The sequence below is a fragment of the Kitasatospora sp. NPDC001175 genome (assembly GCF_053598215.1).
The window spans coordinates 1-21,988 of record NZ_JBSFJU010000094.1; the positions used below are offsets into that span (position 1 = coordinate 1).

The 21,988-nt window shown below is 71.5% G+C and carries 19 protein-coding genes and 2 riboswitches; of the genes, 8 read left to right on the top strand and 11 right to left on the bottom strand.

The window, feature by feature from the left end; all coding sequences use genetic code 11:
• Positions 1–124 precede the first annotated feature (124 nt).
• On the bottom strand, positions 125–1,261 hold the full coding sequence (locus tag ACWDAK_RS36750; RefSeq protein ID WP_427393690.1) for a glycosyltransferase family 4 protein: 1,137 nt from the start codon (positions 1,259–1,261) through the stop codon (positions 125–127).
• Between the two features lie 184 nt (positions 1,262–1,445).
• Between ACWDAK_RS36750 and ACWDAK_RS36755 the strand changes: the two genes are divergently transcribed.
• The gene (locus ACWDAK_RS36755; RefSeq protein ID WP_344634118.1) at positions 1,446–2,804 is read left to right on the top strand and encodes a glycosyltransferase 87 family protein; all 1,359 of its coding nucleotides are present in this window, start codon (positions 1,446–1,448) and stop codon (positions 2,802–2,804) included.
• A 75-nt stretch (positions 2,805–2,879) separates the two neighbouring features.
• Here the strand turns inward: ACWDAK_RS36755 and ACWDAK_RS36760 are convergent, their stop codons facing one another.
• The 6 genes from ACWDAK_RS36760 to ACWDAK_RS36785 form a co-directional block, all read right to left on the bottom strand.
• Complete coding sequence (locus ACWDAK_RS36760) at positions 2,880–4,106, bottom strand: hypothetical protein (RefSeq protein ID WP_427393689.1); 1,227 nt, start codon at positions 4,104–4,106, stop codon at positions 2,880–2,882.
• A gap of 59 nt (positions 4,107–4,165) precedes the next feature.
• The gene (locus tag ACWDAK_RS36765; protein WP_344634120.1) at positions 4,166–5,230 is read right to left on the bottom strand and encodes a C40 family peptidase; all 1,065 of its coding nucleotides are present in this window, start codon (positions 5,228–5,230) and stop codon (positions 4,166–4,168) included.
• Between the two features lie 192 nt (positions 5,231–5,422).
• A complete protein-coding gene (locus tag ACWDAK_RS36770) occupies positions 5,423–6,478 on the bottom strand; it encodes a C40 family peptidase (RefSeq protein WP_344634121.1) in 1,056 nt (351 codons plus the stop codon).
• Between the two features lie 61 nt (positions 6,479–6,539).
• Positions 6,540–6,702, bottom strand: a riboswitch (cyclic di-AMP (ydaO/yuaA leader).
• 304 nt (positions 6,703–7,006) lie between these two features.
• Positions 7,007–8,032 carry a C40 family peptidase gene (locus ACWDAK_RS36775; protein ID WP_344634122.1) on the bottom strand — a complete coding sequence of 342 codons (1,026 nt, stop codon included), beginning with the start codon at positions 8,030–8,032 and terminating at the stop codon, positions 7,007–7,009.
• Between the two features lie 225 nt (positions 8,033–8,257).
• Complete coding sequence (locus ACWDAK_RS36780; protein WP_344634402.1) at positions 8,258–9,559, bottom strand: NYN domain-containing protein; 1,302 nt, start codon at positions 9,557–9,559, stop codon at positions 8,258–8,260.
• Between the two features lie 439 nt (positions 9,560–9,998).
• On the bottom strand, positions 9,999–10,250 hold the full coding sequence (locus tag ACWDAK_RS36785; protein WP_344634123.1) for a hypothetical protein: 252 nt from the start codon (positions 10,248–10,250) through the stop codon (positions 9,999–10,001).
• A gap of 203 nt (positions 10,251–10,453) precedes the next feature.
• Between ACWDAK_RS36785 and ACWDAK_RS36790 the strand changes: the two genes are divergently transcribed.
• Together ACWDAK_RS36790 and ACWDAK_RS36795 are read left to right on the top strand one after the other, a co-directional pair.
• Positions 10,454–11,263, top strand: a complete 810-nt coding sequence (locus tag ACWDAK_RS36790; RefSeq protein WP_344634124.1) for a rhomboid family intramembrane serine protease — start codon at positions 10,454–10,456, stop codon at positions 11,261–11,263.
• Complete coding sequence (locus ACWDAK_RS36795; RefSeq protein ID WP_344634125.1) at positions 11,260–11,541, top strand: Lrp/AsnC family transcriptional regulator; 282 nt, start codon at positions 11,260–11,262, stop codon at positions 11,539–11,541. The genes ACWDAK_RS36790 and ACWDAK_RS36795 overlap by 4 nt, the downstream gene beginning before the upstream one ends.
• Positions 11,542–11,555: 14 nt before the next feature.
• On the opposite strand, the gene ACWDAK_RS36800 is transcribed toward ACWDAK_RS36795, so the two are convergent.
• The 3 genes from ACWDAK_RS36800 to ACWDAK_RS36810 form a co-directional block, all read right to left on the bottom strand.
• On the bottom strand, positions 11,556–12,962 hold the full coding sequence (locus ACWDAK_RS36800) for an aminotransferase class V-fold PLP-dependent enzyme (protein ID WP_427393688.1): 1,407 nt from the start codon (positions 12,960–12,962) through the stop codon (positions 11,556–11,558).
• A 51-nt stretch (positions 12,963–13,013) separates the two neighbouring features.
• Positions 13,014–13,131, bottom strand: a riboswitch (SAM riboswitch).
• Positions 13,132–13,363: 232 nt separating this feature from the next.
• Entirely contained in the window at positions 13,364–14,440 is a 1,077-nt protein-coding gene (trpD, locus tag ACWDAK_RS36805) for an anthranilate phosphoribosyltransferase (protein ID WP_344634127.1), read from the bottom strand.
• A gap of 121 nt (positions 14,441–14,561) precedes the next feature.
• Positions 14,562–14,987 (bottom strand): response regulator, encoded by a 426-nt coding sequence (locus ACWDAK_RS36810; protein WP_344634128.1) that lies wholly within the window; start codon positions 14,985–14,987, stop codon positions 14,562–14,564.
• 444 nt (positions 14,988–15,431) lie between these two features.
• On the opposite strand from ACWDAK_RS36810, the gene ctaE reads away from it, so the two are divergent.
• From ctaE to ACWDAK_RS36835, 5 genes are all read left to right on the top strand, one after another.
• Entirely contained in the window at positions 15,432–16,052 is a 621-nt protein-coding gene (gene ctaE / locus ACWDAK_RS36815) for an aa3-type cytochrome oxidase subunit III (RefSeq protein WP_344634129.1), read from the top strand.
• Positions 16,053–16,214: 162 nt separating this feature from the next.
• Positions 16,215–17,024, top strand: coding sequence for a cytochrome bc1 complex diheme cytochrome c subunit (qcrC, locus tag ACWDAK_RS36820; RefSeq protein ID WP_344634130.1), 810 nt, complete (start codon positions 16,215–16,217; stop codon positions 17,022–17,024).
• A complete protein-coding gene (qcrA, locus tag ACWDAK_RS36825; protein ID WP_427393687.1) occupies positions 17,021–18,088 on the top strand; it encodes a cytochrome bc1 complex Rieske iron-sulfur subunit in 1,068 nt (355 codons plus the stop codon). The genes qcrC and qcrA overlap by 4 nt, the downstream gene beginning before the upstream one ends.
• Complete coding sequence (gene qcrB / locus ACWDAK_RS36830; RefSeq protein WP_344634132.1) at positions 18,085–19,749, top strand: cytochrome bc1 complex cytochrome b subunit; 1,665 nt, start codon at positions 18,085–18,087, stop codon at positions 19,747–19,749. Before qcrA ends, qcrB begins: the two co-directional genes overlap by 4 nt.
• Positions 19,750–20,080: 331 nt before the next feature.
• The gene (locus tag ACWDAK_RS36835; protein ID WP_344634133.1) at positions 20,081–20,449 is read left to right on the top strand and encodes a GntR family transcriptional regulator; all 369 of its coding nucleotides are present in this window, start codon (positions 20,081–20,083) and stop codon (positions 20,447–20,449) included.
• A 16-nt stretch (positions 20,450–20,465) separates the two neighbouring features.
• Here the strand turns inward: ACWDAK_RS36835 and ACWDAK_RS36840 are convergent, their stop codons facing one another.
• Positions 20,466–21,629 carry an Ig-like domain-containing protein gene (locus tag ACWDAK_RS36840; protein WP_449806543.1) on the bottom strand — a complete coding sequence of 388 codons (1,164 nt, stop codon included), beginning with the start codon at positions 21,627–21,629 and terminating at the stop codon, positions 20,466–20,468.
• Positions 21,630–21,988 lie beyond the last annotated feature (359 nt).

Below are 21,988 nucleotides of genomic sequence, written 5' to 3' on the forward strand. Positions count from 1 at the left end.
TGCCAGCCGCCCTCGGCCGGTAGCCGGTCGAACACCGATCGGCACAGTGCTCTCCCGCCGAGAGCGACGGTATGGGCCCGGAGGGATCCCTCCGGGAGCAAGGGGCATGCCCAGGCCCGGTGGCTCAGGCGGCCAGCAGCGAGGTGAGCCGCCCGGCGAGGAGGTCCCAGCGCCAGGAGCGTTCCACCCAGCGCCGCCCGGCCTCCCCCATCCGCCGGCGCAGTTCCTCGTCGTGCAGCAGCCGTACGATCCGCTCGGCCGCGGCCGCCGCGGACCGCCCGGACACCACGTACCCGGTCTCACCCTCCAGGACGGCGTCCGGCGCCCCGCCCGAGTCGCCGGCGACCACCGGCAGCCCGGTCGCCGAGGCCTCCAGGTAGACGATGCCCAGGCCCTCCACGTCCAGGCCGCCCCGGCGGGTGCGGCAGGGCATGGCGAAGACGTCCCCGGCGCCGTAGTGCGCGGGCAGCTCCTCCCACGGCACCGCTCCGGTGAACCGCACCGAGCCGCTCACGCCCTTGGCCTCGGCCAGCTTGCGCAGCTCGGGCAGGTACGGGCCACCGCCGACGATCAGCAGCACGGCGTCCGGCACCGAGGCCAGGATCTGCGGCATCGCGGCGATCAGGGTGTCCTGGCCCTTGCGCGGCACCAGCCGCGACACGCAGACGACGACCGGGCGGTCGCTCAGTCCCAGCCGGGCCCGGATCTCGGCGCCGCCGGAGTCCGGCCGGAAGGTCTGCTCATCCACCCCGGGCGGCAGCTGCACCATCCGCTTCGCGGCCGCCGGGCCGACCGCGGCGGCGATCCGCGAGCGGGTGTACTCGCCGAGGTAGGTGAGCGCGTCGGTGCCCGCGCCGATCCGGTGCAGCAGCTGCCGGGAACCGGGCAGCTGGGCCCAGGCGGCCTCGTGCCCGTGGGTCATGCCGAGCAGCCGTCCGGCTCCCGCCCGGCGCAGTGCCGGGGCCATCAGCCCGAGCGGCGCGGCGGCCCCGAACCAGACCGAGTCGCAACCCTCGGCCCGCAGGATCTCGGCGGCCCGCCGGGTGACCCTCGGGGTGGGCACCATCATCTTCGTCCGGTCCCGGATCACCGGAAAGGGCTGCTCCGCGTCGAACCGCCGGACCTCGCTGCCGTCACGCCAGGTGGAGGCGTACACCACGATGCTTCCGGCGGGCTGGCGCACGGCCATGTTGTGTACGAACGCCTGGATTCCGCCGGGCCGCGGCGGGAAGTCATTGGTGACGATCAGGGTCTTGTGCATGCCACGGCTCGCTCGGTCGGGGGGTGCTCGGTGTACCGCTCGGTGATCCGTACCATAGGTCAACACCGCGGCTCACCGGGAACGCGGCCGGGCACCGCAACCGTTTCCCTCCCGTGCCGGTCCGGAAGGACGAGGGGTCTCGCGGGCACAGCCGCACGGCCCGTTATTCGTACGAGGGAGCGCAGTGGAGTTGGTCCCGGCCGGTCTCACCGGCAACACCGGCAGTACCGCGCTGCCACGCCCCGGCCGCCCGGCCGGCGGGGCACTGTGGGGCCTCGCGGGCGGCTGGGTGGTCACCCGGGTACTGATCGTGCTGATGGCGTCCGGGGTGCTGCGGATCTCCGGCACCGACGTCACCGCCGACGTCTCGGTGATCTACCACGGCTGGTACGAGGTCCTGCAGACCGGCACCTTCCCGCTGGACGACGTGACCTGGCAGTACCCGCCGGGTGCGGCGCTGGTGATCATGCTGCCCGGTCTGCTGCCCTGGTCCTACCTGGTCTCCTTCTTCGTCATCTGCGGCGTCCTGGACGCGCTGGTGCTGGCCCTGCTGATGCGGGCCGGCGCCCGGCGGGGACGCAGCTACACCGGCGCCTGGGTCTGGGTGGCGGGTGTTCCGCTGCTCGGGCCCACGGTCTACTGCCGGTACGACATCGTGGTGACCGCCGTCGCGGTGGCCGGGCTGCTGGCGCTGCTGCGCCGGCCGGCCATCGGCGGCATCCTGCTGGGCTTCGGCGGCCTGGTGAAGATCTGGCCGGTACTGGCGCTCGCAGGCACCCCGCGCGGCCGCCGCACCCGCCGTTCCTGGACGGCCGCGGTGGCCACCCTGAGCACCCTGTGCTTCCTGCTGGCGGCCGGGATGAACGGCGCCTTCGAGTTCCTGAAGTTCCAGCGGGACCGGGGCATCGAGGTGGAGTCAGTCGGCGCGCTGCCGCTGCACTTCGCCCGGCTGGCGGGCGCCTGGCCGGGCCAGGTCTCGATGAACTACGGCTCGCTGGAGCTGCTCGGTCCCTGGGTGCCGCTGATCTCCCGGCTATCGGTGGCAGCCACCGCGCTCGGCTTCGGCTGGCTGCTGCTGTGGCGGCTGCGGGCCAAGCGCTGGCAGGCCGCCACCGGCTACGACGCTGCGCTCGCCGCAGTGCTGATCTTCACCGTGACCAGCCGGGTGATCAGCCCGCAGTACCTGGTCTGGCTGATCGGCGTGGCGGCGGTCTGCCTGACGGTGCGCGGCACCAGTCAGAAGCCGGTCGCGGTGCTGATCCTGGTCGCCACCCTCTTCACCACCCTGGAGTTCCCGATCCTGTTCGGCCAGGTGCACCAGAGCCAGCCGTGGGGCGTGGCGGTGCTGACCGTACGGAACGGGCTGCTGCTGGCGGCCGCCCTGGTCTCCTGCCGCCGCCTGTGGCGCGCCACCCGGGACCCGGACGCCGAGCGCACCGTCGTCCTCCCGCCCCTGGAGCGGACGGGCTACCCGGTCCGTCCCGGTATCGCCTACGAGCAGGACCTGCTGGACGGCCTCGGCCCCGAGACCGCCAAGAAGTAGGGCCGCTCTCGCTACGGGTTCCGGCGGGTGGTGGACGCGCCGCCGCGTGCCTGAGCGCTCCCGGCCGCGGCCCGGCTACGGCCGGGTCGGCAGCCGGCGCACGTCGCCGATCCACTGGCGGGTGAACTCGTCGAGACTGACGCCCAGTTGGGCGCGGAACAGCCCGTCGAGCCCCTGCGACCTCGCCGGGTCGGCCGCGCCTACCGCCCGGTAGAGCGAGACCAGGTGCTTCTCGCTCCACTGCGTGGCGATGAGGTTGCAGGCCAGCCAGGCCAGTTCGTAGGCCTGGGCTATACCGGCCGAGCCGGCGACGAAGTCCTTGTCCAGGGGCAGCGCGGTCGGCAGCCGGCCGGCCGACACGTCGCCCGCGAGCTCCGGGGCGATCTGCCGGGCGGTGCGGCCCCTGCCGCGGTAGCCCGTGTAGTCGGCCACGCCCTCGGAGAGCCAGAGCGGAGTCCAGGGCCTGGTGTCGGCCCGGGTCGCGACATGGGTGGCCTCGTGGGTGGTGACGACCCTGCGCCCCAGGTCGCTGAGCCCGGCGTAGGCGTCCGGGTTGAGCAGTATCCGGTCGGCGGCGGTGCCGTGCGGGGCACCGGCGGCCGCGGTGGTGACGGCGGCTATGCCCTGGTAGTCGGAGGCGGAGACGCCCAGCAGCTGGGCGAACTGCTCCTCGCTCTGCGGGGTCTCCACCAGCAGCCGCCCCGCCCAGCCGTCGCCCCAGACCTCCTCGACCGCCGGTACCGCCTGGTCCACGACCTCGGCGGTCCTGGCCAGGTCGGCGCTCCCCAGCAGGCCCAGCACCAGGCAGTGGCTGCCGTGCGCCACCCGGACGGTGCCCAGGTCCCAGAGCGCGGCGGCCCCGGTCGGCTCGTCCTTGGCCAGCAGCCAGCCGCCGTCACCGCGGACGAGCTCCAGGGTGCGGCCCAGCAGCGCCGGGTGGTCGTCCACACCGCGCAGCCGGTAGCCGAGATCGGCCGCCACGGTGATCCGGTCGGCGTCCCGGGGCTCGGTGAAGTCGGTCATCCGGTAGAAGAGGTCGGCGAACGGGAGGTCGCGGCAGCGGGCCAGCACCTCCTGCTGCACATCCCTGGCCTCCGGGGCCACGTCCGCGAGCAGCCCGGCCGGGTCCGAACCGAGCAGCGCCTTGGCCCGCCGGGACAGCAGGGCCTCGATCCGCGGCCGGACGGGCGGGCCCGCGGCAGCGACCCCCTCGGCGGTACCGGCCGACGAGCGCGCCCCGGCCCCGGACAGCTGTACGAGGCCACCGGCCGCCAGCAGCAGCGCGCCGCGCCGGGACAGCAAGGGCCGACCTGCCCCGGTCGGCCGGGGCAGGTCGGTGACCAGCGGTTCGTGGTCCGTGTTCAGACCCGCACCACCCCGGCCACCGGCATCGCGTTCACGCTCTCGTAGCGGACCCTGGCCCCCGGGTGGGGCGCGTGCACGACCACCCCGCCGCCGGCGTACATGCCGACGTGGTGCATGTCCCTGAAAAAGATCACCAGGTCTCCCGGTCGTGCCTCGCTCAGGCTCACTCGCCGCCCCGCGTACATCTGCGCCTGCGAGGTGCGCGGCAGGGTCACTCCGGCCTGCCGCCAGCTCCAGTACATCAGACCCGAGCAGTCGAAGGCATACGGGCCCGCCGATCCGTACACGTAGGGCGAGCCGATCCGGGAGGTGGCGGCGGCCAGCGCGGCGGCGGCACGGTCGGAGGGGGCGGGCAGGTCGCCGAGGTCGAGCCGGTCGGTGCCGCGGGTGGCGCGCTGCTCCGCCTCCTTGGCGTCCTCCAGGGCCATCCCGGCCCGCTCCGCCGCTCCGAGGGTGTTGAGCAGCCGCTGGGCCTGGTCGAGCCGCTGCTGGATCTGCTGCTTGCTCTCCGCCAGGGTACGGCGGGCCTCCTCCAGCTCGGCGAGCTTGGCGCTGGTCTCGGCACGGCGCTGGTCGAGCCTGAGCTGCCGGTCGATCACCTGCCGGACGGTGGCGCTCTGCCGCTCGGCGGCCTGGTTGAGGCTGCGGGCCCGGGCGAGGTACCCGGCGGGATCGGTGTCCAGCATCAGTGCGACGGCCGGGTCGATGCCGCCGGCCCGGTACTGGGCGGCGGCCACCGCATTGAGATCGCCGCGAAGCCGGTTCAGCTCGTCCTGCGCGGCGGCGACCTGGCCCTGCAGGCCGTCGGCCTCGCTCTGCAGACGCTTCTGGTACTCCTGGGCGGCGTTGAACCGCTCCGCCGCCCGGTCGGCCTCCTCGTACAGCTGGTCGACCTGAGCCCTGACCTCCTGCTTGGACGGCGGCTCCCCCGGTGCGCCCGGGGCCGCCTGGGCCGGCCCGCCGAGCGTCATGCCGAGTGCAGTGGTGGCCGCTGCCGTGAGCGCCAGGGCGCGGGCCAGCCGCTGCGTGCCCTGCAGGGGGGAACGGCGGTGCATCGACATCGGGGCGGCTGCTCCATTCGTCCTCGGCTAACGTCCGGGGGCAGACGTTAGCGAGTCCGGAGGATCTAGTCCAAACCCTTGCAACACCGAATATTTGACCACTAATCGGACATTAGCTCGACGAGTCCGGGAACGCCGCAGGCCCGGCCCCTCGGAGACGGGGCCGGGCCTGCGGACGGAACCGCGAAGAGGTCAGACGCGGATGATGGCCGCGATCGGCAGAACGGTGGCCGGCATGTACTTGACGTTCTCGCCGGTACGCGGGGCGTGGACGACCTGGCCGTCGCCCGCGTACATGCCGACGTGGTGCATGTCGTTGTAGAAGATGACCAGGTCACCGGGCTGGGCCCTGGAGATGTCGGTGCCGATGTTGGTGCCGGCCGACGCCTGCTCCTGCGAGGTGCGCGGGATCGAGACGCCGGCCTGCGCGTAGGACCACTCCATCAGACCCGAGCAGTCGAAGGAGCTCGGACCCTCGGCACCCCACTGGTAGGGCTTGCCGATCTGGCTCTCGGCATAGGCGAGCGCGCGGGCGGCGTACGAGCCCGACGCCGGCACGTGGACCGTGCCGCCACCGCCACCGCCACCGCCGGTGCTGGTGCCACCGCCACCGCTGCCGCCGAGGTCGGTGCGGTTCTGGTCACGGGAGGCGCGGGCGGCGGCGTCCGCGGCGGCCTGGGCCTGAGCCAGCTGCTCGCGCTGCTGCTGGGTCAGCGAGTCGAGCAGCTCCCGGGCCTTCGCCAGCTTCGCCTGGACGTCGTCCTTCTGGGCCTTGAGGTCCTGGGTGGTGGCGTCCAGCTCGCCCAGTTTCTGCTGGGCCTCGGCCTTCTGCTGGTCCAGCTTCTCCTGGTCGGCCTTGAGCAGCTTCAGCGCGTCGGCCTGGGAGGCGCCGAGCTGGTTGAGCGAGTCGGCCTGGCTGAGGAAGGAGTCCGGGCTGCTGGAGAGCATCAGCTGCACGGTCGGGGATATACCGCCGTTGCGGTACTGCTCGGCGGCGACGGCGCCGAGCTCGCCCTGAACGGTGCTCACCTGCTGCTGCTGGCGCGCCACCTGGTCCTGCAGGTCGTTGACCTGCTTCTGCAGTTCCTGCTGCTTCTCGTTGGCCGCGTCGTACTTCTCGCTGGCGACCTCGGCCTGGTCGTTGAGCTGATCGACCTGGGTCTTGACTTCATCCAGGGTCGGCTTCGGGTCGGCGTGCGCACCGACCTGGGAGGAGATGGCCACCGCGGTCGCGGCTGTCGCCGTCATGATCGACACGCGGACACGGCTTGCGGGCTTGGGGCGACGATGGGACGCCACGAAGGCGGACTCCTTCTTCCTACGTCCGCCTACCGGGTGAGCTGACGGGTTCGGGCTGGAAGACATGCCCTACGACGCCTCACCGGCCCGCGTCCCCGACGGCCGGCCGGCCTGGCGCCGATTCACCCCGAGGAACGTGGTTCCCCGGCTCCGATCCGCAGCAACCCCAACAGGGGCTTCCCCGTGGGCAGTTGAACTGCCCCTACTGCCTCTCGGACTCGGCGGTAACCACCGCCGCCACCCTGGCTGGGTGATCGACTGTGCGGTGGTTCAGGTCCTGACCCTAGTAACGAAACCGTGATCCGTTCAAATCCTTGTCAGAAAAAATTCTGAGTCAATGCCAAGTTCATTTGTGAACCGACCGTGCGTGACAGCTCGGATACCGACGGCTGACAGCCTTTCACGAAAACGGCCCGCCGAAGCGCCCTGCGTCGCAGGACGAATTCGGCGGGCCGGGAAGCCGGACTCGCGGTGGCGTCAGACCCGGCGGATGGTGACGATCGCCATCGCGTCCGCCTTCATCGTCCGCACCACGTCACCGGTGTGCGGGGCGTGCACCACCATGCCGTTGCCGATGTACATCCCGACATGGCCCCCGCCTTCGTAGATGACCAGGTCACCCGGCTGCGCCTGGGCCAGCGAGGGCACCCGGGCACCGACCCCCATCTGCTCCTCCGAGGTACGCGGCAGCGAGACACCCGCCCGTGCGTACGACCACTGCATCAGACCCGAGCAGTCGAAGGTGCTCGGCCCCGCCGAGCCCCACTGGTAGTCATGCCCGCGCATGCTCAGCGCCGCGGACACCGCGACACCGGCGTAGCCGCCCGCGCTCGGCAGGTCGCCGAGGTCGGCCCGGGCGTCGCCGCGCGAGGCGCGGTCGGCCGCCTCGACGGCGGCCCGCTCCTGCGCGGTGAGCGAGTTCAGCAGGCTCTTGGCCTCCTGCAGCTTCTGCTGCACCTGGGCCTTGGCGTCGTTCAGCTCCTGGGTGTTGCGGTCCAGCTCGGCGAGGACGGCGGCCGCCTCCTGCTTCTGCTGGTCCAGCCGGGCCTGCTGCGCCTTCAGCGCCTTCAGGATGTCGGCCTCGGTCTGGTTGATCTGCTGGGCGCTGGACGCCTGCTCCAGGTAGCCGTCCGGGTTGGACGAGAGCATCAGGGTCACGGACGGGTCGATGCCGCCCGAGCGGTACTGGTCGCCGGCCACCGCCGACAGGCTGGTCTGCAGCTGCGTCAGCTGCTCCTGGCCGCGGGCGACCTGGTCCTGGAGCTGGTCGGCCTGCTTGCGCAGCTGGTCGGCCCGCTCCTGGGCGCCGTCGTACTTCTCGGCCGCCTGCTCCTGCTCGGTGTTCAGCTGGTCGATCTGAACCTTGACCTCGTCCTTGCTCGGCTGGGCGGGCGCCGCGTGGGCACTCGCGTTGGCCGACAGGGCGACCGCGGTCGCCGCCGCAGCGGTCAGCACGGACACCCGTGCGCGGCTCGGCTGCTTGGGACGGCGGTGGCTGGCCAAGGGACTAGCTCCTTCTTCCTGCTGGCTCCGTCCGTTCGGGCGGAATTCCGGAAAATAGGTTTGACGCCAGACCCTAGTGAAGATGACGGATTCGCGCCACTCCCTCGCCGGTGCCAACCCCCAGCCCCCGCACGGAATTCACCGGACCGTCACATATTGCCGGGAATGTCCGGACTGTCGTGAACGCCGGACCCTACAGGGCCACCGGAAGGGCAGACTTCCTGGTCAGGACCGGGACAGCCGGTTCAGCAGCAACACGGACGACACCGGGCGCGCCCCCGCGTTCCGCACCCCGTCGGCGATCTCCTTGTCGGCGGAGACCACCACCACCGGACGCCCCTTCGGCTCGGCCCGGACCAGACGCCGGATCAGCTCGTCCGCCGTCTCCCCGGTCCGGCTGAACCGCACCCGGACGCCGCGCGGAGGCGCCATCATCACCGGCACGTCGAGGTCCTGCCCGTCGAACACACAGGTGACCTCCGCCTGGGTCCGCTGCGCCAACATCGCCAGCCCGCCGAGCAGCCGGATCCGCTGCTGCTCCAGCGGCAGCGTCGGGTAGCCGGTCTTGGTGACGTTGTAGCCGTCCACCACCAGGTGCACCTGAGGGATCGCCAGCAACTGGTCCAGCAGCGCCGGGTCGTCCTCCGCCAGCCCGCGCCGGGCCACGTCGTTGGGCGAGGCCGAGCCGGGCACCACCGCGTCCACCAGATCGGCCGGACGGATCTGCGAGACCGGCAGCGCCAGCTCGCGCTGCAGACCCTGCGCCGAGTGCAGCACGGTGTCCAGCAGCAGCCGCAACCGCATGTCCTCGACGCTGCGCCCCTCCCTGGCCGAGCGGCGACCGGCCTCAACCGCCGTCTCCAGCTCGGCGATCCGGTGCCGCAGCCGCCGTGCCTCACCCTCCGCCGCGCTGCGCTCGGCGGCGGCGGCGGCCCGGGCCGCATCCAGCTCCAGCTGCATCTTGCGTGTCTCGGCCTGCGCCCGCCGGGTGTCGCTCTCCAGGCTGCGCACCCGCTTGCGCAGCGACTCCGCCTCCCTGCGGACGCCCTCCGCGTCGGCCCGCTGGCGGTCCAGATCGGCCCGCCCCTGGGCCCGTACCTCGGCCAGCTCCTCCTGGAGCTTCTCCACGAACCGGGCGGCCTCCGCCGCGGCCCCCTCGGCGCCCGCCCGCTCCACCTGCTCCCCGGCTTCGGCCACCAGCCTCACCCAGCCCGCCGGCCGCAGCAGATACGCGGCGGCGGCGACATCCATCGGGTCGGCGGCGCCGGGCACGCTCCCGGCCTCCAGCGCCTTGACCAGATCGGGCTGGCCCAGCCGAAGCCGGTCCGCTATCCGGAGCCGGAACAGCGGCTCGGACTCCAGGGCGGCGGCCAGTGCCGTGCCCGCGTACTTGGCCCGCCGGGCCGCGGTGAACTTCGCGTACTGGCGCAGCGAGCCGGGCACATCGGCCTGCGACAGTCCGCCCAGTGCGTCGGCGGCGATCCCGACCACCCGGCGACGCACTCCCTCGGGCAACGGCCGGTCCAGCTGCTCGGTCTCGGCGGGCTCGGTCTGCTCGGTCTCGGCGGGCTCGGTCTGCTCGGCCTCAGCGGGCTCGGTCTGCTCGGCCTCAGCGGGCTCGGTCTCGACCGCCGGTACCTCGACCGCCGCCGTCTCGGTCTCGGGACCGGGAGCGGCACCGGCCACCGGGACGGCGCCGGCCTGGTCCACAGCGGGCCCACGCCCCTGCGGCTCGGCCGGCCCCCTCGCTGTGTCCACCACGTCCTCGGCTCCGATCCTGCTCTGCGGGTCCCCTACGGCCCCTTGCCGCTGCCCTCAAACCCACTGCTCTCTGCAATTGTCCCGTGTACCGTGCCCCTCCCGGGACCCCGTCACACACCGGGGGCGGCAGGACCCGGCCCATGGGACAGCGGCCCCGCCCGGGCCGCGCGCAGGGCGATCGATGCCGGGACGGGGCCGTCGGACGTCAGATGTCCTGCTGCTCCTCGGCACCGGGACGGGCCACCAGCTCGACCTGGTCCACGGCGTTGCACCAGCGGCAGCGCACCGACTCGATGGTCTCGGCCAGCACCTCGGTCTCCTCCACCTTGGACTCGCCCGCCAGGTCGAAGTGCAGGTACTCGACGACCTTCGCCGAGCGGGTCACGTCGAAGCGGGTCAGGTTGCCGCAGAGGGTGCAGCGCCAGCGGGTCTCGGCAGTGGGGGCGGCGATGCTCATCGGCGCGGTCCTCATCTCTCGTGAGCTCCCTCGGCTGTCGCCCGGGTCGGCTGCGGTGGCTGGTGCGGTACGGCGGCCCAAGCCTATTGCCTGCCCCCACCCGGCCCGCCACCGGTACGGACCTCCCCGACTTCGCCCGGTGGCTAGTCCACACGCAGTACACCTCGGTGCCGTCCGAGACCACCCGAGGAATGCTCGTCTCCATGGCGACTCCCGTCCTCGACCACCTCGCCACCCAGGACGGCATCCCGCCCCCCAGAGCCCCGGTGGTCACCCTCGCCCTGATCGCGGCCAGCGCGGTGCTGCTGCTGGTCGGCCCCAGCCTCGGCCTCAGTCCGGGCTACGGCACCGGCCCGAACCGGATCTGCGCCGAACAGCGCTACGAGCAGCGCTGGGGCGCGGTGCCCGCCGAACTGGTCGCCAACCGCCCGCTGACCGCCGCCCAGCTGGCCACCCTGCCGCCGGCCGTTCCCGGCTGCCGGCTCTCCCCGACCCCGGGCAAGATCCCCGCCCTCTCGGTGCTCACCTCCTTCTTCATCCACGCCGGATGGCTGCACCTGCTCGGCAACATGCTCTTCCTCTTCGTCTTCGGCCCCGGCGTCGAGGAGCGCTTCGGCCGGTTCCGCTTCCTGCTCGGCTACCTCGCCGTCGGCGCGCTGGCCACCTACGGCTACGCAGCTGCCCAGGCGCACTCGCCGGAGGCGGTGCGCGCGCTGGTCGGCGCCTCGGGCGCGATCTCCGGAGTGCTCGGCGCCTATCTGCGGCTCTACCCGAGAGCCCGGGTCACCGCGCTGGTACCGCTGCTGTTCTTCCTGCCGCTGCGGTTCCCCGCCTGGCTGGTGCTCGGACTGTGGTTCGCGCTGCAGTGGTGGTCGGTGCACACGGGCGGCACCGAGGTCGCCTACCTGGTGCACGTGATCGGCTTCGCCACCGGCTACCTGGCTACCTGGGCAGTGACCCTGGCCCGCCCCGATACGCTGGCCCCCTCCCCACGGACAGGAGCCGACGAGTGATCACCGCGATCGTTCTCATCAAGACCAGCGTCGACCGGATCCCCGAGATCGCCGAGGCCATCGCCGCCCTTGAGGGCGTCAGCGAGGTGTACTCGGTGACCGGCGGCTACAACCTGGTGGCGATGGTGCGGGTGCGGCGGCACGACGATCTGGCCGCGGTGATCCCCGGCAAGCTCAACAAGGTCCCCGGAGTGCTGGACACCCAGACCCAGATCGCCTTCCGCACCTACTCCCAGCACGACCTGGAGGCCGCCTTCGCCCTGGGCCTCGACGAGTAGCCCGGCGCCGCCCGCTACGCCCGCTCGCGCCGGGTGTCCGCCACGCAGCGCCCGCCCTCGCTCCGGTAGGTCCACCGCGCGCCGTCCGTGACCAGCTCGCGGACGGCCGCCAGGAAGCGGTCCAGGTGCTCGTCGGGCGTCCCGGCGCCGAAGCTGACCCGGATCGCGTTCAGGCTGCGCTCGCCGGGCAGCGACGGCTCGGGGGCGCCGCACTCCGAGGGAGCCGCGTCCTCACCGCCGAGCAGCGTACGGACCAGCGGGTGCGCGCAGAACAGACCGTCCCGCACCCCGATCCCGTACTCGGCGGAGAGCGCCGCCGCGAAGTGCGAGCTGTTCCAGCCCCGCACCACGAACGAGAGCACCCCCACCCGCGCGGAGTCCGCACCGAACAGGCTGAGCACCCTGACCTCGGGGATCTCGGCCAGCCCGGCCTTGAGCCGCTCGACCAGCCGCTGCTCCCGGGCCTCCAGTGCGTCGAAGCCGGCCTCGGTCAGCGCCCGGCAGGCCGAGGCGATGGCGTAGGCGCCGATCACGTTGGGCGACCCCGCCTCGTGCCGGGCGGGCCCCCGGTGCCACTCGACGACCACCGACCCGTCCGCCTCCCGGGCCACCGTACGGCTGGCGCCGCCGCCGGCCAGGTACGGCTCGGCCGCGTCCAGCCAGTCGCCGCGCCCGGCGAGCACGCCCGCGCCGAACGGGGCGTACAGCTTGTGGCCGGAGAAGGCGATCCAGTCGACGTCCAGCTCGCGGACGGAGACCCGGTGGTGCGGAGCCAGCTGCGCGGCGTCCAGCACGACCCGGGCACCGTGCCGGTGGGCGACCTCGGTCAACTCGGCGACCGGCCACAGCTCCCCGGTGACGTTCGAGGCACCGGTCACACAGAGCAGCCGCGGGCCTTCGGGGTGCGCGGCGAGCGCTGCCTCCAGCGCGGCGACCGCCTCGGCGCACGAGCGCGGGGCACGCAGGTAGCCGACCGTCAGGCCGTGGCGGCGCCACGGCAGCAGCGAGGCGTGGTGCTCGGTCTCGAAGGCGAAGACCCGGGTGCCCGCCGGAACCACCCCGGCCAGCAGGTTGAGCGAGTCGGTGGTGGACCGGGTGAACACCGCCTGGTCGCCCTCGCGCAGGTCCAGGAAGTCCGCGACGGTACGGCGGCTCTGCTCGAACAGGTCGGTGGACAGCTGCGAGAGGTACCCGGCGCCGCGGTGCACACTGCCGTAGTACGGGGCGTAGGCGGCGACGTCGTCCCAGACCCGCTGGAGCGCCGGGGCACTGGCCGCGTAGTCCAGCGCGGCGTACCCGACCTTCTCACCGCTGACCAGCGGGACCTGGACGTCGTGGCCGAGGACGGCGAGCGGGGCACCGTCATCCGAAAGGGTGCCCGCCGTCGAAGGGGCGGCAGCGGGCGACTGGTGAGCGGACATGGGAATGCACTCCTCTGGGGCCGGGGACCCCGGGAATGCAGATACACCGGGCGTCCGCGCTTGCCGCGCGGACGGATCGCCACGCAGCCCGGTCCTCACCCAGGGCACCCCGCCACGGACGGAGGGTTGCCGGACAGCCAGCTGGGGCTTGACGCTGTCACTCATGACCTGCGCTGGACTCTAGGCCAGCCCCGAAGGACGGTCAAACGACATCCCACACTCCGGACGGCCCTCTCCAGACCCGCAGAAGCCCGGGCGCCGGGCGCGCGAAACCGCGCCGAGCAGCGGCCGGGCCTGCCTGCCGGACCACCGGACCTGACGGGTCGGCGGGCCGCACCCGCCGGATGCGGGTGCGGCCCGCCACCTCCCGTGACGCGCGCCTCCCCTCGGAACCGGCGAGGCTACGCGCGTGCCGTCGCCTCGGCCCACCGCTTGAGGACGTCCTGCGCGGCACCCGAGTCGATGGCGGCCGCCGCCCGCTGCATCCCGGCCCGCAGCTGGTCGGCCAGCGGCGCGTCCGTCAGGTCCAGCGCCACCAGCGCGGCAGCGGTGTTGAGCAGGACGGCGTCCCGTACCGGACCGCGCTCACCGCCCAGCACCCGGCGCGCGACACCGGCGTTGTACTCGGCGTCGGCACCGCGCAGCGCCTCGATGCCGACCGGCTCGATGCCGACCTCGCGCGGGTCGAAGGAGGTCTCGACGATCTGACCGTCCTTCACGATCCACACGTACGAGGTGGTCGAGATGGTCAGCTCGTCCAGGCCGTCGTCACCCCGGAAGACCAGCGCGCGGGCGCCCCGCCGGGCCAGCACTCCCGCGATCAGCCCGGCCAGGCGGGTGTCGAAGCAGCCGATCGCGTGCGCGGTGACCCGGGCCGGGTTGGTGAGCGGCCCGAGGATGTTGAAGGCGGTCGGCACCCCGAGGTCGCGCCGGGCCGGGGCCGCGTGCCGCATCGCCGGGTGGAACTTGGCGGCGAAGCAGAACGTCAGGCCGACCTCCTCGGCCACCTCGGCCACCCGGCGGGTGCTGAGGTCGAGACTGACGCCGAGCCGCTCCAGGACGTCGGAGGAACCGCTGGCGGAGGAGGCCGCCCGGTTGCCGTGCTTGATCACCTTCGCACCGGCGGCCGCCGCCACGATCGCGGACATGGTGGAGATGTTGACGGTCTTGGCCCGGTCGCCGCCGGTACCGACGATGTCCACCGCGGGCCCGGGGATGTGCAGCGGCTCGGCGTGCGCGTACATCGACTCGACCAGACCGGTGATCTCGTCCACCGTCTCGCCCTTGGCCCGCAGCGCGACCATGAACCCGGCCACCTGCACCGGGGTCGCCTCACCGCTCATGATCCGGTCCATCGCCCAGGCCGCGTCCGCCTGGGCGAGGTCGATGCCCGACAGCAGGGTGCTCAGGAGATCCGGCCAGGTGCGGATCACCTGCGCGGGGTCGATACCGCCGTTCGCAGGGTTCACGTTCACCATGGCTGACTCCAGCTCTCGTGTTCACCGAAAGGAATGGAGCCAGCCTATCGACCGGGCGGGCACCCGTGCCGTTGTCTTCTCTTCTACTGAGACGCCCCGCTGAGACGCCCCGCCCCGGAGATCAGTGGCGGGTGGGCGTCCGCGCCTCGAGCCGGGCCCGGAGCAGTGCGGCGACCGCCTTGGCGAGTGCCACCGGGTCGACGGGCTGCGAGATCGCGGCGTCCGCCCGGCTCCAGGCCGCCAGCCAGGAGTCCTGCGGCCGGCCGATCAGCGCCAGCACGGGCGGGCAGCCGTAGATCTCGTCCTTGATCTGCCGGGCCACTCCGAGCCCGCCGGCCGGGACGGCCTCGCCGTCCAGGATGCAGAGGTCGATCCCGCCGCGCTCCAGCGCCCGCAGCACCGCGGGCACCGTCGCGCACTCCAGATAGCGCAGTTCCGGCAGATCAGCGGCGGGCCGCCGGCCGAGCGCGAGAGTCACCTGCTCCCGGGTGTTGCGGTCGTCGCTGTAGACCAGAACGGTGAGCGTCTCGTCGGTCGTGTGCGCCATGGGGCCTGCTCCCGGGGGCTCGTCCTCTATAACGTCTGCTCCGACGAGTCCAGTGTGATCCGGACCACGTCTACTTCCGGATGCTACTCCCGCCCACCCCCCGAGGTGAGCCCCTGGCGCGATCTCGCTCAAGGCACCACGCGCGGGCCTCACCCACCCGGAGGACGGGCCGTCACCCGTTGTCGTCACACCACCCGGACGGCGGAGGCCCTAGCCCATGCGGACCGGCTCGCGCGGTAGCGACACGCGGAGCACAGGAGTGCCGTCATCGGCCGGGCGGCCCCCGAACCGGCTCCGACCAGCCCGAAGAACCATCAGAAAACGGACATCGCTACACCCGGCCCACTGCCGGACACCCCGCTGGAGCCCAACTGCGCATACCGCACGCACCGGACACTCCGAAGGGAGACCCCCGGCGTGAAGACGGAATAAGGGACCGACATAATGTCCGTCGTGGCGACAGCAACAGCAACAGAAACCGGACACGCGCACGGAGCGGTCAACAGGCCGAACCTCGTCAGCGTCGGAACCATCGTCTGGCTGAGCTCGGAGCTGATGTTCTTCGCGGCCCTGTTCGCGATGTACTTCACCCTCCGTTCGGTCAAGGGCGCAGAGTTCTGGACCGAGAAGGCGCACGCCCTCAACGTGCCCTTCTCCTCGGTGAACACCACGATCCTGGTGCTCTCCTCCCTCACCTGCCAGCTCGGCGTCTTCGCGGCCGAGCGCGGTGACGTGAAGAAGCTCCGCACGTGGTTCACCATCACCTTCGTGATGGGCGCGATCTTCATCGGCGGCCAGATCTTCGAGTACACCGAACTGGTCAAGAAGGACGGCCTCTCGCTGTCCTCCGACCCGTACGGCACGGTGTTCTACCTGACCACCGGCTTCCACGGCCTGCATGTGACGGGTGGTCTGATCGCCTTCCTGCTGGTCCTGGGACGGACCTACGCAGCCAAGCGGTTCACGCACGAGCAGGCCACCGCCGCGATCGTGGTGTCGTACTACTGGCACTTCGTCGACGTCGTGTGGATCGGCCTGTTCGCGACCATCTACCTGATCAAGTAACCAGCTGATCAGGTCGCTGGCCGCCGGTCGGAGACAGCGCTCGCCCGTCAGCGGGCCGTGCCGCTCCGACCTGAACGCGCGTCCCGAAGCCGGCCCAGAGCAGACCGCGCCGCCGGGCACGCCCACCAGCCGACGACCAGATCCTGACACCGGGGTTATTCCGTGAAAAAGCTCTCCGCACGACGGCGCCACCCATTGGCGGCGCTGGTCGTCCTACTTCTCGCCCTGGCGGCCACCGGGGGGCTGTACGCCGCGTTCGCCCCCGCCGAGAAGGCGCAGGCCGACACCTCGGCGCAGTCGCTCGCGATCGATGAGGGCAAGAAGCTCTTCGCCGTGGGCTGCTCCTCCTGCCACGGCCTGAACGGCCAGGGCTCCTCCGACGGCCCGAGCCTGGTCGGCGTCGGATCCGCCGCGGTCGACTTCCAGGTCGGCACCGGCCGCATGCCCGCGCAGCAGCCGGGTGCCCAGGTCCCGCGCAAGAAGGTCGTCTACAGCCAGGCCGAGATCGACCAGCTGGCCGCCTTCGTGGCCTCGCTCGGCCCCGGCCCGGTCGCCCCGACCAAGGACCAGTACTCGTCCACGGACCCGAAGGACGTGGCCAAGGGTGGCGAGCTGTTCCGCACCAACTGCGCCCAGTGCCACAACTTCGCCGGCCAGGGTGGCGCCCTGACCAACGGTAAGTTCGCCCCCTCGCTGGAGGGCGTCGACGCGAAGCACATCTACGAGGCCATGCAGACCGGCCCGCAGAACATGCCGTCGTTCCCCGACACCACCATGCCGGAGGAGCAGAAGAAGCAGATCGTGGCCTTCGTCCGCCACACCACCAATGAGGAGCCCAACCCCGGTGGTCTCGCCCTGGGCAGCCTCGGTCCGGTGACCGAGGGTCTGTTCGGCTGGATCTTCGGTCTCGGTGCCCTCATCGCGGTCGCGATCTGGGTCGCCGCCCACACCACCAAGGCCAAGAAGTCATGAGCCACGACATTCCTGAAGAGAAGCTGCCGGAGGCGCAGGACGCCTCCCACGGCCACGAGGTCGCCGAGCACGGCGACCCGTTCGCCGACCCGGGCCTGCCGGCCCACGAGCCCCGTCGTACCGACATCGACGAGCGGGCCGCCAAGCGCGCCGAGCGCCAGGTCTCGCTGATGTTCATCGTGTCGATGCTGGCCACGATCGGCTTCATCGCCTCGTACGTGATCTTCCCGATCGACAAGATCATCTACGTCTTCCCGCTGGGCCACATCAGCGCGCTGAACTTCGCGCTGGGTCTGACCCTGGGTGTGGCGCTGTTCTGCATCGGCGCGGGCGCGGTCCACTGGGCCCGCACCCTGATGTCGGACGTCGAGATGCCCGCCGAGCGCCACGCGATCGAGGCCGACGACGAGGTCCGCAACGACGTCATCGAGCAGTTCAAGACCGGCGCCGCGGAGTCCGGCTTCGGCCGCCGCAAGCTGCTGCGGAACACGCTCATCGGCTCGATGGCCCTGGTGCCGCTCTCCGGCGTCGTCCTGCTGCGCGACCTCGGCCCGCTGCCCGAGAAGAAGCTGGACCACACCAACTGGAACGAGGCCACCCCGGCCAAGCCGATCCAGCTGATCAACATGAACACCAACCAGCCGATGAAGGCCGAGGACATCGTCGTCGGCTCGCTGACCTTCGCCAAGCCGGAGGGCCTGGAGGAGTCCGACGAGGACTTCCAGCAGCGCATCGCCAAGGACGCCCTGATGATCGTCCGGATCGCTCCGGAGGACATCAAGGACGCCAAGTCCCGCGAGCTCGGCTTCGAGGGCGTACTCGCCTACTCCAAGATCTGCACCCACGTCGGCTGCCCGATCAGCCTGTACGAGCAGCAGACCCACCACGCGCTCTGCCCCTGCCACCAGTCGACCTTCGACCTGTCGGACGGCGCGCGCGTGATCTTCGGCCCGGCCGGCCACCCGCTGCCGCAGCTGAAGATCACCACTGACGAGAAGGGCTTCCTCGTCGCCACCGGCGACTTCGCCAAGCCCGTCGGCCCGAGCTTCTGGGAGCGCTCATGAGTTCCGCGAGCAGCGTCAGCACCGACGCAAAGCCCAGCAGCGGCAGCACGCGTGCCAACCCCGCCAACAAGGTGGAGGCGGCAGTTGACTGGGTTGACGGCCGCGTAGGGATCTACTCGCTGGCCAAGGCCAACCTGCGCAAGATCTTCCCGGACCACTGGTCCTTCATGCTCGGTGAGATCTGCCTCTACAGCTTCGTGATCATCATCCTCACGGGTGTGTACCTGACGCTGTTCTTCAAGCCGAGCATGGCCGAGGTCGTCTACCACGGCCCGTACGCCCCGCTCGACGGCATCAAGATGTCCGAGGCCTACGCCTCGACCATGAACATCAGCTTCGAGATCCGCGGTGGTCTGCTGATCCGCCAGATCCACCACTGGGCCGCGCTGGTGTTCGTCGCCGCGATGTTCGTGCACATGATGCGCGTCTTCTTCACCGGCGCGTTCCGCAAGCCGCGCGAGATCAACTGGGTCTTCGGCTTCCTGCTGCTGGTCCTCGGCATGTTCGACGGCTTCTTCGGCTACTCGCTCCCCGACGACCTGCTGTCCGGTACCGGCATCCGCTTCATGGAGGGGGCGGTCCTCGCCACCCCGCTGGTGGGCACCTACATCCAGATGTTCCTCTTCGGCGGTGAGTTCCCCGGCACCGACATCGTGCCGCGGTTCTTCACCATCCACGTGCTGCTCATCCCGGGCATCATGCTGGGCCTGCTGGTGGCGCACCTGATCCTGGTCTTCTACCACAAGCACACCCAGTGGGCGGGCCCGGGCAAGACCGAGAAGAACGTCGTCGGCATGCCGCTGATGCCGGTCTACATGGCCAAGGCCGGTGGCTTCTTCTTCCTGGTCTTCGGCATCATCGCGGCCGTCTCGGCCATCGCCTCGATCAACCCGATCTGGGCCTACGGCCCGTACCGTCCGGACCAGGTGTCGACCGACGCCCAGCCGGACTGGTACATGGGCTTCTCCGAGGGTCTGATCCGCGTCATGCCGGGCTGGGAGGTCCGGGCCTGGGGCCACACCCTGAACCTGGGCGTGTTCATCCCGCTGATGGTGATCTTCCCGCTGGTCCTGCTGTCCATCGCGATGTACCCCTTCATCGAGGGCTGGATCACCGGCGACAAGCGCGAGCACCACATCCTGGACCGCCCGCGCAACGCCCCGGTCCGTACCGCTCTCGGTGCGGCCTGGATCGGCGAGTACCTGGTCCTGCTGATCGGTGGTGGCAACGACCTGTTCGCCACGCACTTCCACCTGTCGCTCAACTCGATCACGTACTTCGTCCGGGTCGGCTTCTTCGTCGTGCCGGTCGTGGTCTTCTTCATCACCAAGCGCTGGTGCCTCGGCCTGCAGCGCCGCGACAAGGAGAAGGTGCTGCACGGTCGCGAGACCGGCATCATCAAGCGCCTGCCGCACGGTGAGTTCGTCGAGGTCCACGCCCAGCTCCCGCAGGCCGAGCTGTACAAGCACATCGCCCACGAGCAGCACGAGCCGCTGCCGATCCCGGCCCAGGTCGACGAGAACGGCGTCAAGCGCAAGGTCGGCCGCCTGGAGAAGACCCGCGCCAAGCTCTCCCAGGGCTACTTCGGCGAGGGTGGCCAGATCCCCAAGCCGACGGCGGAGGAGCACCGCGAGATCACCAGCGGCCACGGCCACCACTGATCCCGCGCGGCAACGCCGCTGATCGCCACCTGAGGGCCCCTGCCCGGCACCCGCCGGGCAGGGGCCCTCGGCCGTTCTCGCCGGCCGGCGGCTGACCCGGGCCGCCGGAACGCTCCGGTGTCCGGCGTGGAGCGGAAGGCCCCCTTGCCGGGCCGATCCCCACGCTCCGCATCGCACCGTCCGGGGCGCGGGGAACCGCACGAACAGCCATCGGTCGCCGTCCGGATGTCCACCCGGTGCCTCGTGGCCGGGACTGCATCCCGACCACGGCGGCAGGGCCTACCGGTCATTCGGGCACAATGGGGTCCAACGACCCGTCAGGAGCCCATCAGTGCAGCTGAGCATCGACCACTCATCCGCCACTCCCCCGTACGAGCAGGTCCGCGCGCAGATCTCGGAGCAGGCCCGCAGCGGCGCGCTGCCGGCCGGTCTCAGGCTGCCGACCGTCCGGGCGCTGGCCGAACAGCTCGGCCTGGCCGCCAACACCGTCGCCCGCGCGTACCGGGAGCTGGAGGCGGACGGCGTGGTCGAGACGCACGGCCGGCGCGGCACCCTGATCGCCGCCGTTGGCGACACCTCGCACCGGCTGGCCGCCACCGCCGCCGCCGAGTACGCCGACCGCGCCCACCGCCTCGGTCTCTCCAGGGACGAGGCGATGAGCGCGGTACGGGACGCTCTCCGGCTGGCGTACGGCTCCTGAGCCCGCCGGGCAGGCCCTAGACCTGCGGCACCAGGGCGCCGACGGGCACCGCTTCCTCCTCCGCCCGGCCCGCGGTGTTGACGGTCCGACCGAGGGCGCTGTGCTTGGTCCACTCCGCCCAGGAGACGTTCCAGTCCCCGAAGCCGTTGCCGAACGGCTCCATCGCCTTGCCCAGGCTGTTCACCACCTGGACCACGTCGCCGACCCTCGTCTCGTCGAAGAACCACTTGGCGTTGGCCGTGCTCATCCCGGTACAGCCGTGGCTGACGTTCTCCACGCCCTGGGAGGAGAGCGACCAGGGCGCCGCGTGCACGTACTCGCCGCTCCAGGTGACCCTGGTGGCCCACCTGACGTTGGTGTCGAAGGAGTCGGGGCTGTCCGCCGCGATGCCGATGGACGAGCTCCTCATCCGGACGCTGGCCTCCTGGCCGAGCACCACCTTGATGCCGTTGCGGGTGGAGAACCCCGGCCTGCCCGTGGTCACCGGGATGGTGTTCACCACCTCGCCGTTGCGGCGGTAGGTCAGGTAGTGCGAGCCCGCGTCTATCAGCACCTCGACCCGGTCGCCGGTCCGGATGGTCCGGCTGACCGCGTCACCCTCGTACAGCCCGTCGGCTATCCGGGTGCCGGGGCGGTCGAAGGTGAACTTCACGGTGGCGTGGGCGGGCCAGTACTCCGTGGGGCGGAAGTGCAGGTTGCTGTCGTCCACCCAGTACCAGGAGCCGGTCACGGCGGGTTCGGAGACCACCTTGAGGCTGCGCTCCACCTCCTGCCGGGCCGCCGGGTCCTTGATCGGCTGGGAGAGCTTGACGGTGAGCGGCTGGCCGACGCCGTACAGGCCCGAGCCGCTGGTGTTGGGACCGAGCTCCGCGCTCAGCCTGGCCCGGCCCTGGGCCGTGGTGAGCGTGCCGGTGGTCTCGCCGCGGCCGCCGTCACCGTCGTCCGCGGCCACCCGGATCAGGTACTTGGTCCCCGCCGCGAGCCGTCCCACGCTCTGCCAGCTCCGCTGGTCATCGGCCAGTTTCCCGACGACCTGCCGGCCGTCCGGTCCGGTGACGGTGACATCGGTCAGTTTGCTGCCCTTCTCGGCCGTGACCGATATAGGGAGGTTCGGGTCGAGTCCGTCGGCCGCCGGGAGATGAACCAGGGGTTTCACATCCACGGTGCTGACCGCCTCCACCGAACCGTCACCTCCGACCGTGCAGCCCGCTAGGGGGGTCAGGACCAGAAGTGCGAATATGCAGGCCCGACGGGGGCCCGCTCCGTGAATGCCGCTCAACGTTGCCTCCAGGGGTCTCACACCCAGAAGAGGATTCCGACGATGCTCACGAGCGTAGGAAGGCGGCCACGGCAGGGACTACCGCTCAGGGGCCCGAATGGACCGAACGGGTAAGCGATACATCCCGATGGACTTAGACCGACCGGCAATAGGGAGCGTGGGAGGAGAAGGGGGCACCTCCCGGCCGAAGGCTGGGGGAGGGTCGAGAGCCGAGTCTGGGCGTGCATCGTGCGGGGGTCCCCCCGGCCGTCAGGCTGGGG

Coding starts and splice junctions, on each gene's coding strand:
- ACWDAK_RS36810 (WP_344634128.1), bottom strand. CDS start 14,987: ATGGCGCACACGACCGACGAGACGCTCACCGTTCTGGTCTACAGCGAC.
- qcrB (WP_344634132.1), top strand. CDS start 18,085: ATGAGTTCCGCGAGCAGCGTCAGCACCGACGCAAAGCCCAGCAGCGGC.
- ctaE (WP_344634129.1), top strand. CDS start 15,432: ATGTCCGTCGTGGCGACAGCAACAGCAACAGAAACCGGACACGCGCAC.
- qcrA (WP_427393687.1), top strand. CDS start 17,021: ATGAGCCACGACATTCCTGAAGAGAAGCTGCCGGAGGCGCAGGACGCC.
- ACWDAK_RS36765 (WP_344634120.1), bottom strand. CDS start 5,230: ATGTCGATGCACCGCCGTTCCCCCCTGCAGGGCACGCAGCGGCTGGCC.
- trpD (WP_344634127.1), bottom strand. CDS start 14,440: ATGGTGAACGTGAACCCTGCGAACGGCGGTATCGACCCCGCGCAGGTG.
- ACWDAK_RS36800 (WP_427393688.1), bottom strand. CDS start 12,962: ATGTCCGCTCACCAGTCGCCCGCTGCCGCCCCTTCGACGGCGGGCACC.
- ACWDAK_RS36785 (WP_344634123.1), bottom strand. CDS start 10,250: ATGAGCATCGCCGCCCCCACTGCCGAGACCCGCTGGCGCTGCACCCTC.
- ACWDAK_RS36770 (WP_344634121.1), bottom strand. CDS start 6,478: ATGACGGCGACAGCCGCGACCGCGGTGGCCATCTCCTCCCAGGTCGGT.
- ACWDAK_RS36790 (WP_344634124.1), top strand. CDS start 10,454: ATGGCGACTCCCGTCCTCGACCACCTCGCCACCCAGGACGGCATCCCG.
- ACWDAK_RS36750 (WP_427393690.1), bottom strand. CDS start 1,261: ATGCACAAGACCCTGATCGTCACCAATGACTTCCCGCCGCGGCCCGGC.